The sequence below is a fragment of the Streptomyces sp. NPDC006879 genome (genome assembly GCF_042869595.1).
Classification (GTDB): Bacteria; Actinomycetota; Actinomycetes; order Streptomycetales; family Streptomycetaceae; genus Streptomyces.
In genome coordinates, this window is record NZ_JBIAGC010000003.1 from 70,758 (window position 1) to 80,669 (window position 9,912).

General features: G+C 70.9%; 7 protein-coding genes. 5 read left to right on the forward strand and 2 right to left on the reverse strand.

Features of this window, described 5'->3' with window-relative positions:
- Positions 1-56: 56 nt before the first annotated feature.
- Complete coding sequence (locus ACFYMC_RS03550) at positions 57-509, reverse strand: hypothetical protein (protein WP_388518170.1); 453 nt, start codon at positions 507-509, stop codon at positions 57-59.
- Between the two features lie 332 nt (positions 510-841).
- On the opposite strand from ACFYMC_RS03550, the gene ACFYMC_RS03555 reads away from it, so the two are divergent.
- Complete coding sequence (locus tag ACFYMC_RS03555) at positions 842-1,492, forward strand: DUF4360 domain-containing protein (RefSeq protein WP_388518623.1); 651 nt, start codon at positions 842-844, stop codon at positions 1,490-1,492.
- 179 nt (positions 1,493-1,671) lie between these two features.
- On the opposite strand, the gene ACFYMC_RS03560 is transcribed toward ACFYMC_RS03555, so the two are convergent.
- Entirely contained in the window at positions 1,672-2,127 is a 456-nt protein-coding gene (locus ACFYMC_RS03560) for an Lrp/AsnC family transcriptional regulator (RefSeq protein ID WP_388518173.1), read from the reverse strand.
- Between the two features lie 127 nt (positions 2,128-2,254).
- Here ACFYMC_RS03560 and ACFYMC_RS03565 point away from each other — a divergent pair, with 127 nt between their 5' ends.
- From ACFYMC_RS03565 to ACFYMC_RS03580, 4 genes are all read left to right on the forward strand, one after another.
- A complete protein-coding gene (locus ACFYMC_RS03565) occupies positions 2,255-3,262 on the forward strand; it encodes an asparaginase (RefSeq protein WP_388518176.1) in 1,008 nt (335 codons plus the stop codon).
- Positions 3,263-3,804: 542 nt separating this feature from the next.
- A complete protein-coding gene (locus ACFYMC_RS03570; RefSeq protein WP_388518179.1) occupies positions 3,805-5,574 on the forward strand; it encodes a BTAD domain-containing putative transcriptional regulator in 1,770 nt (589 codons plus the stop codon).
- Between the two features lie 110 nt (positions 5,575-5,684).
- Positions 5,685-7,973 carry a TOMM precursor leader peptide-binding protein gene (locus ACFYMC_RS03575; RefSeq protein WP_388518181.1) on the forward strand — a complete coding sequence of 763 codons (2,289 nt, stop codon included), beginning with the start codon at positions 5,685-5,687 and terminating at the stop codon, positions 7,971-7,973.
- A complete protein-coding gene (locus tag ACFYMC_RS03580; protein WP_388518184.1) occupies positions 7,963-9,903 on the forward strand; it encodes a TOMM precursor leader peptide-binding protein in 1,941 nt (646 codons plus the stop codon). The genes ACFYMC_RS03575 and ACFYMC_RS03580 overlap by 11 nt, the downstream gene beginning before the upstream one ends.
- Positions 9,904-9,912 lie beyond the last annotated feature (9 nt).

Sequence of the window (9,912 nt, forward strand, 5' to 3'; positions counted from 1 at the left end):
GCAGGGGCGAGTGGGGTGTCGTCGAGCGGGGTGGCCCTTTGGCGGTGTGGGGCCGGTTACCGGGTGTTGCGCGCCAGCCAGGAGCTCATCGTGGTGTGCGTGATGAGTTCCTTGTACGTCTCGTCACCGGGCAGGGGCACGATCAGCCATAGTCCCGGCGGGAAGAAGCGGGACTTGACGTAGGCCAACCCGCCGTAGACGGACCGCAGGAAGGCCGGGATCGTGTCCCTGGGGATGTCGTGGAACTCCACCAAGTCGACGGTGATGAGCGCGTCCGCCTCGGGGAAGATCCGGATGCTCACCGTCGGACTGCCGGTCAGTTCGACCAGGGCTTCGTGCGGGAGCGAGCCGTCGGGGTCGAGGGCTTCGAAGGGGGCGGCTGACGTGCGGCGCGAGGTCTGGTCCGCGCCGATGTCGTGGGTGACGGTCATCGCGAGTCCGTGATCGGCGGCGATCGTGCGGATCGCGGTGACGGCCGCCTCGGTCGAGGGGAGGGCGGGGTGGTCCATGTCGTCGATCATGCCGCATCGGGGGTGGCTGCGGTCCGGTGGGTCATGGCGGGCAACCGCCGTTCGCGGCAGGAGCGCGCGTGGGGTGTTCAATGGCCGGAGAACGCTCTGGTTGGCCCCAACGGGGGTCCGTAGGATGCGGGCACGCCTTCCCGACCGGTCACCCCGTGGCCGTGGGCCAGAGAGTTGATTGGCATGGGCATGCCAATTTCTGCCCGGAGGCACCGGACCCGTCACGGGTCCTCGTGCGTCGCGGAAGGTGCATCCCCCGGTTCCGGCGGTGCAGCAGACGGACGCTGCCGGAACGCCAATGCGACGGATGGGACATGACCATGGCCAGCGGACTCCTACTAGGTGGTGCGGTTGCCACCTTGTTCGCCACCGCAATCCCGTTACAGAGCCCGGCTACCGGGTTCGAGGACCCGCCCGACGACAAGATCGTCATCAATGTCGCCACCGTGAACGGCTCCGGCTGCCCCCAGGGCACCACCGCCGTCGCCGTCTCCGAGGACAACACCGCGTTCACGGTGACCTACAGCGACTATCTGGCGTGGGTCGGCGCCAACGCCGACCCCACGGCCTTCCGGAAGAACTGCCAGCTCAATCTGGTGGTGCACGTGCCGCAGGGCTTCACCTACGCCATCGCCAGCGCGGACTACCGCGGCTTCGCCTCCCTCCAGGCCGGCGCCAGCGGTGTCGAGAAGGCCTCGTACTACTTCCAGGGTTCGCCGACCACCGCCACGGCGACCCATTCCTTCGGCGGCCCGTACAACGACAACTGGCAGGCCACGGACACCACCGACTGGTCCCAGCTGGTCTGGGCGCCCTGCGGTGTACTGCGCAACTTCAACATCAACACCGAGCTGCGCGTGAACGCCGGCACGTCCCCGCCCGGCAGTACCAGCTTCATGACCATGGACTCGACGGACGGCGACATCAGCACCATCTACCACCTGGCCTGGAAGAGGTGCCCCACGGCCTGAGCCGGAGCGCTCGCCGGGCGCCGTGTCCGGTGCCGTGACCACGGTCGGGCGCCGGCGACGCGGCACTCCGGTGGGCGCCGGCGCTCCTGCCGGGACGACCCGGGCCGTCCGGGCGGGAGCGCCGGCCGCGGGCGCGGCAGGGCGCCCACCGGGGCGCGGGCCCCCGGGAGGGCCTCGCGTCAGTCGTCGACCGGGAGGCCCTGCGGCTCCTTGATCCGTTTCATGATGATCTGGGAGTTGACCTCCGTGACCCCTGACAGCGCCGTCAGCTTCTCGATCCAGAGCCGTTCGTAGGACCGCAGGTCGGCCACCGCGATCCGCAGCAGGCAGCCGGGGCTACCGAAGAGGCGGTACGCCTCGATCACGTCGGGCAGTTCCTGTAGGGCGGCTTCGAAGGCCTCGACGGCGTCCCGGTCGCGACGGACCTCCACGGAGACGAGCACCTCGAAGCCGCGGTCCACGGCCACCGGGTCGATGACCGCCCGGTAGCCGCGGATGACCCCGTCCTGTTCCAGTTGGCGAACGCGGCGCATGCAGGGGGAGGGGGTCAGCCCCACGCGCTGGGCCAGTTCCTGGTTGCTCAGTCGGCCATCTCGTTGGAGCTCGCGCAAGATTTCTCTATCGATCGCGTCCATAGTGGAATTATCCACCGTGGATTCGCGTGGGTGGGCCGAAAAGGGCGATCACATTGCGTGATGATCCCCTTATCATTGCGCTGGGAGGCTGCAGTCGGCTGCGGCACTGGGCGAGGGAGGGCGCACCATGGGACGCATCGTCGTCATCAGCACCGGCGGGACCATAGCCAGCCGTTGGCAGGGTTCTGGATTCGCCGCGGATGCGGACGGCGGAGAGGTCATGGCAACCGCTCCACTGCCTGACGGGGTCACCGTCGAGGTCGTCGACCTGTTCAGCGTCAACAGCCCCCGACTGACCACCGCCCACCAGCTCACCCTCCTGCGCACGGTGCACGAGGTGCTCGCCGACCCCGGCGTGGCGGGCGTCGTCGTCACCCATGGGACCGACACCCTGGAGGAATCGGCGTTCCTGGTCGACCTCCATCACGATGACCCCCGCCCCGTCGTCTTCACCGGCGCCCAACTGCCGCTCGACGCCACCGACGGCGACGGCCCGGCCAACCTTCACGACGCCCTGCTGACCGCCGCCAGCGTGCGCGATCTGGGCGTGCTCCTCGCCTTCGACGGCAAGGTGCACGCCGCGCGCGGCACCGTGAAGACGCAGACCCTCGCGGCGGACGCCTTCGCCGACCCCTCCGGACCCAGGATCGGCAACATCGGCTTCGGCCGGGTTTCCGTGCTGCGTCATCCGCCGCGCCCCACCCCGCTGGGCCTGCCCGAGATGCCGGACGTGCCGCCGCGGGTCGACCTGGTCATGCACCACGCCGGGGCCGACGCACTCCTCTTCAACGCCGCCGTGGGGGCCGGCGCCAGGGGCATCGTCCTGGTGGCCACCGGTGCGGGCAACGCCACCCCGGAGTTCGTGGACGCGGTCGCCGCTGCGACCGCCCGCGGCGTGCTGGTAGCCCTCACCACCCGCGTTGCCGCAGGCCCGGTCACCGAGATCTACACCCACGGCGGAGCTGTCGACCTGGTGGCCGCCGGGGCCGTGCCCGCCGGCACGCTGCGCGCCGGCCAGACCCGTATCGCGGTCCTCGCGGCCCTCCTCGCCGCCGGCGGCCGGGTCGAGCGCGAGCGGGTGCTGCGCCGCGCCCTCGGCGTCAGCCCGGAGCGGGCGGAGCTCGTCAGCGCCTGAGGGCCTTCTCCCGGCATCCCTGGTGAAGCCGAGCCTTCGCCGGGGATGCCGCGAGCGCCCTCAGGCGAATCACTTTCCCGCCGATGGCGGAACAGCCCTTACCTCGGTCCCCGTTGCGCGGGGAGCACCTTCCGCCCGAGAACGGACAGACCCCCTAAGACGTCTAGTTCCGGCGTGAAGTTCCCTTGTCTCCCGCATGGAACCGTGGGTCGACTTCTGGGATTCCACTTATTAGGATTCCAACAGCCCCGAGACGCGGACGTCTTGAGTGCTACCGGATTTCGTTGACCTCTCATGTATTTTCCCGGACTCCCCTGGAGTCTCCCTGAGGTGCGGCGAGTTCGCCGCGCTTGAGTATCAGTGTCCGGAAGGCCGCATTACCGCCCGTTGTGGTGCCGGTCATTGCGTGAAAGTTTTGCGCTCAAGTTTTAGAGAAGGTTCACGAGGGTGAGTGGTGGAATTGGTCTGAACTTATTCCACGCTCTGTACGTGTCTAGCGTAGAAGCGGGGGCGCCGTCTTGCGATTCCAGCTATTAGGGCCGTTGAGCATCGCGCACGGCGGGGAAACGGTCGTCCTGACCCCTTCCAAGCCGAGCAGTCTGCTCGCCGCCCTGCTCCTCCATCCCGGTGCCGTGGTCTCCACCGACTACCTGCTGCGCGCCCTGTGGGACGAAGGGCCACCCGCCACCGCGCGGGGAGCCCTCCAGACCTGCGTCTTACGACTGCGCCGCCTGTTCGCCAAGTACGGGATCTCCGCCGCCGCCATCGAAGCGGTGCCCGGCGGCTACCGGATGAGCGTGGACGACGAAACCCTGGACCTGCTGAAGTTCCGGGACCTGGCGGCCGAGGCCGCCTCCGACCCCGATGCCGAGCTGTACCGCCTCAAGGAGGCGCTCGCCCTGTGGCGCGGTCCGCTCCTGGCCAACGTGGCCTCCCGGATGCTCCACCAAGACGTCGTACCCTGGCTCGAACAGCAGCGACTGCGGGCGCTGGAGCGTGTCTGCGACCTCGAACTCCGCGCGGGCCACTGCCACCAGGTCGTGCTGGACCTCCACGAGAGCGTACGGCGCCACCCCGAGCGTGAACGCTTCGCCGAACAACTCATCGAGGCCCTGTACCGCACCGGCCGACAGGCCGAGGCGCTCGCGGAGTACCGGAGCGTCAAAGAGCGACTGCGTGAGGACCTCGGTATCGACCCCGGGCAGCGACTCCAACGCCTGGAGCTGGCCATCTTGCGTTCCGAGGAGATCGCTCCGGAACGAGCGGGGGAGCCGGGCCCGACGCTGGTTTCCCCCGCTCCGCCGCTCCGGGCCCTGTCCAGCGGCTCGGCGGAGCCGACGAGCCGCGACCGCGACGCCCTCCCGCTCCCCAGGCTGCCGCCGGTTCCCGGATTCACCGGGCGGGGCGCGGACCGGGCGGCGCTCGCCGCCCGGTTGACCGGCCGGGGCGACGCGCGCGGGAACCTGGTGGTCATATCCGGTGCGCCCGGCATCGGGAAGACGGCGCTCGCCCTCCAAACCGCCTCGGACGTCCAAGGCGCCTTCCCGGGGGGTGTCCGAGTGGTGCCGCTCTGTCATCCCGACGGCACTGCGCTGAGCGCCGAGGAGGCGATGGAGCAGATTCCGTCGGTGCTTCCCGGCGCCGGGCGACGCCTGTTGATCCTGGACGGCGCGGCCGGTCTGTGGCAGCTGCGGCCGTTGTTGCAGCACGCCAAGGCACCACACGTCACCGGTGACGGTGCAGTGGTAGTCACCAGCCGCCGTGCGCTCGCGGCACTCGTCGCCACCGAGGGCGGGGCCGTCCACCGCCTCGGCGTCCTTCCCGCGGCTGAGGCCCACGCCCTGCTCGGTCAACTCGTGGGCGCGGAGCGGATCGAGGCCGAGCCGGAAGCCGCGCGGCAACTCGCCAGCAGCTGTGGGTACTTCCCGCTCGCCCTGCGGATCGCCGCAGGGCGCCTGCTGACCCGTCCCGCACTCTCCCTCGCCGACTGCGTCACCTGGCTCGGTGTGGAGCCGCCGGCCCGGCTCGTCCTGCCCGAAGACCCGCTGTTGTCGGTGCCCGAAGTCTTCGGTCGGGCACTGGCCGCGCTCGACCCCGAGCTGCGCGAGGCCTACGTTCACGTGGGCCGCTCCACCGCGGGCGAGGAGGTGCACGCGGACGCTCTCGTCGACGAGGCGACCTTGGAGCGCCTCGTGGAATGCGGGCTCCTGGAGGACGGCCCCCCAGGCCCGTACCGCATCCACAACTTCCTCAAGGTCTACGCGCGTTGGTGCAGTCCGTGCGTCGAACCGGCACCCGCGTCGCCTTGTTGACCTCCCTCGCCACACCCCGGCCGGCTCACTGACCTCGCGCCCCGCACACCGACCACCCTTGCGACACCAGCCCGTTCCCACCCGCCCACGAAGCACTCAGGGGTACCCCCATGGCCGCAGCCAGCTACGCCGCCGTCGCCTCTACCAGGCCCCGCATCCGTCGGGACGTGCTCTACACCGAGACGCCGGACGGCGTGCTCTTCCACAACGCCGACGGCGGGTTCCGCCTCACCGCCAAAGCCGCCTACCGGTTCGCCACACTGATCGTCCCGCACCTCAACGGTGACCACACCGTGGCCGAACTCTGCGAGGGGCTCGGCGACCCCCAGCGCACCATGGTTGGCGAACTCGTCAAGACCCTGTACGAAAGGGACTTCGCCCGGCCCGTACCCACCCCCGGGACCGCTGAGCCCGAACCCGCTCTGCCCGCCGAGGTGGCCCAACGCTACGCCCCTCAGATCGCCTACGCCGACCACTACGCGGACCGGCCCACCGCACGCTTCCACGCCTTTCGCACAACCCGGGTGGCCGTTCTCGGTGAAGATCCGGTGGCCCGCTGGTGTGCCATCAGCCTTATACGCAACGGCTGCGCCACCATTGCCGTCAGCGCCGACGCGGACTCCACCGCCCAGACCGACTCTTGGCCGAACCTCGCGGCCGTGGCGTCCGAAGCGGCCGAGGCGGCGGCCGAGGGCTGCCCCGTGGAACTCCGTCATCTGGCCCCGTCCTCGCACCCCTACTCCTGGGCGGACCTCGACGGCTACGAGATGGTCGTGGTGACGGGCGCCGATGCCCCGGCCCGACTGCTGCCGTTGCTGCGGGCCGGTGTCCCCGACGGGCGCACCCTGCTCCCCGCCTGGACCTTCGGGGCCGATCAGGTCGTCGGCCCCGCCATGAGGTCCGGCACACGAGGTTGTTGGGTCTGCGCCGCACTGCGGCTCGGCCCCCGGTCTGTTCCCGGTGCCGCCGCCGACCTGTGGAGTTCCCTGGTCGTCCCGCTTGCCGAAGCCGGCCCGGCCGTCCCCGGACGACCACAGGCGGCCATGATCGGCAACACGCTCGGATACGAGGTCTTCCGCCTCGCCTCCGGAGCGCTGCCCGCCGAAACCGAGGGCGCGGTACTCCTCCAGGACCTCCAGTCGCTGGACGTCACCGCCGAACCGCTGTTCACACACCCGCGCTGCCCCTACTGCCGGGATGAGGGCGGCGGGCACGACGAGGCCCTCGCCCCCGTGGACCTCCACGCCGCGGGCAACACCGGCGCGGTCGCGCTCCCCACCCTGGCGACCGCGCGTGAGGCCGACGAACTCGTCGCCGAACTGGATCGGCGCTCGGTGCTGGTGCGTCCCCGGGCCGGCGTGTTCACCCGGTACGCCGACGACCCGCTCACCCAGCTCCCCCTCAAACTCAGCGTCGTCGAACTCCCGCTCGGTCACGGCCGCTCGCGCTCCGTCGCCGCATTCGACATCCACCACGTCGCAGCAGCCCGGATGCGCGCCCTCGACGCCGCGGCTGCCGTGTACGCCGAACACGTGGTGCCGGCCACCACCGTATGGTCAGGGGAGGGGGCCAGGGGCTGCGGGCTCGACATGGTGCCGGCCGCGCGCCTAAGCACCGCCTCCGGCGCGGCGGACTCCAGTGCTCTGGGCCCCCGACTGCGCGCGGTCTCGCTGGTCACCAAGGAGTGCGCGTTGGTACCGGCGGGGGCGGTACGCCCCTTCGGTCCGCACAATGCGGACGGGCTCTTCGAACGCAGCAGCGCCGGCACGGGAGTCGGTTCGTCCCGCGTCGACGCCGCCGCCCGCGGGCTGCTGTCGGCCCTCGCCCACGACGCACTGTTGCGGACGGTGCGCGGGAGTGCCGGCGCCGTCGAGCTTCCGCGACCCGACGGGGCAGAACAGCTCGACGGCGCGGAAGGCGACGGTGAACTCACCTTCCTGTTCCGCTGCGCTGAGCGCCTTGGCCGAACGCTGGAACTGCTCGACCTCGGCGAGGCCGAGCGCACCGGCGTCCACGTGCTGCTCGCCCGAAGCGAGGACCGCTGGGCCGTCGGCAGCGACCTTGACCGTCGCGCCGCGGCCGTCACTGCGATGCGGGACCTCCTGGGCACACTGCAGTACGAAGGCGACGAGGCGGCGCCCGCGACCGAGTACGGGGCGGACACCGGTGACCCCCTGCTGCGCGACCTCGACGCACGCGCTCTGGCCGTGGCGGGCACCGCGCCCGGCCTCCAACAGACCGTCTCGTCGGTTGACTGGTCGCAGGTGTTGGATCGGCTGCGCGCCGCCGGACGGGACGCCTTCTTCGTGCCGACCGGTTCAGCCGATCTGGCCTCCGTCGGACTGCACGCCGTACGGGTGCTGCTCACCTCGACTCCGGAGGCCCGGCATGCCGGCTAGCGAGGCTCTGGTCGAGGCCAGTGGCCTGGACGCCGCGTTGGGGGCCGTCCCCGCCGCGCGTTTCACGGCGCTGCTGGGGCGCGCGCTGCACGCTCTGGACGGGCCCCGGGTGACGGTGCGCGCGCTGGGCCTCTCCGACGCTTTCGCACCCGGCGGCGCACCCGCCGGCGGGGCCCTTCCGGTGCACCTTTACGGGGACCACGCGGCCCTCGGTCCGGTGGCTTCTCCCGCAGCAGGTTGCCCCTGGTGCGTGGCCCGGCGCTGGCAGGCCGTGCGGTCCGTCGCGCTGCGCGACGCATTGGAACTCGGTGGGGACACCAGGCCCTGCGGCGACTGGCCCTACGCCACCGCCTTCGGTGCGGACGCGGTGGCCGCCCTGGCCGCTGCGGTGAGCGGGGCTGCGGCGGAGCAGGACCCCGGCCCCTTTCCCGACCTGTGGCTGCTGAACCTGCGCGAGGGAACCGTGCGGCGCTATCCGCTGGTGCCCGACCCGGAGTGCCCGGGATGTGGCTCACCCACCGAGGACACCGCGCAGGGGGCGGCTTTGAGGTTGCCGCACGCGCCCAAGTACCGCCCCGGCGCCTTTCGTAGCCGGCCGGTTGAGGAGTACCCGATCGAGATCGCGGCCTTCGCCAACCCCTTCTGCGGGGCGCTGGGCCCCTCCTTGGTCCAGGACGTGTCCTCCACCTCGACCTCCGCGACCATCGGCTGCTTCTCGATGCGGTCGGGGGAGTACCTGCGGGAGACCTTCTGGGGCGGGCACACGGGTTCCTTCGACCGCAGTGCCCGGGTCGGCGTACTGGAAGGCCTGGAGCGCTACGCCGGGATGCGCTCCCGTTCTCGTACCACCTCGGTCACCGGCGCGTTGGACGACCTGGATGCCGAACTCGCCGTGGACCCAAGGCTGGTGGGTCTCTACAGCTGCGCCTTCTACCGGGCGAACCCGAGGGTCAGGCCCTTCGCGACGGATCGCGTCATTCCCTGGGTGTGGGGGTGGTCGCTGCGAGACCGGGCTCCGCGGCTCGTCCCGGAGGTACTGACCTACTACCACGCGCCGGGCCTGGAGAACCGGTTCGTCCAGGAGAGCTCCAACGGCTGCGCCTCCGGCGGCAGTCTGACGGAGGCCGTCTACTTCGCGTTGATGGAGGTGATCGAACGAGACGCCTTCCTGCTCGCCTGGTACGGGCGCCAGGCGCTGTGCGAGATCGCCCCGGCCAGCAGCACGCGTCCCGCCACCCGGGCCATGGTGGACCGGTTGGCGATGTACGGCTACCGCGCCCGGTTCTTCGACACCAGGATCACCTTCCCGATCCCCGTGGTGACCGCGGTCGCCGAGCGGTTCGACGGCGGCCCGGGGCGCATGTGCTTCGGAGCGGGAGCTGGCCTCGATCCCGAGTCCGCCCTGGACTCGGCGCTGTGCGAGATCGCCACGGACGCCGTCAACCTGACCGACCGTACTCTGCGCGACGAGACGCGGCTGCGCTCCATGTCCCTGGACTTCGAGCAGGTCACCGCCCTGCATGACCACCCGCTGGTCTATGGGATCCCGGAAATGGGTCGCCACGCCGACTTCCTCCTGAGGGCCCCGCAACCCACCGCGAAACGCCGGCTGGCCGAACTGAGTTGGCTGGACGGGGCAGGGGCGGGCAGTTCGGGGGACCTGTTGGCGGACCTGGAGCGCTGCGTCGGGGCCGTCACGGCCGAGGGCTTCGACGTGGTGGTCGTCGACCAGACCCTGCCCGAACAGCGCGCGCTCGGCCTCCACACCGTCCACGTACTGGTTCCGGGACTCCTGCCGATCGACTTCGGTTGGTCCCGGCAACGGGCCCTGGAAATGCCGAGGATGCGTTCGGCACTACGCCTGGCCGGCCTGCGCCCCCAGGACCTGCAATCCGAAGACCTCAACCCCGCCCCGCATCCCTTTCCTTGACCTGGAGGA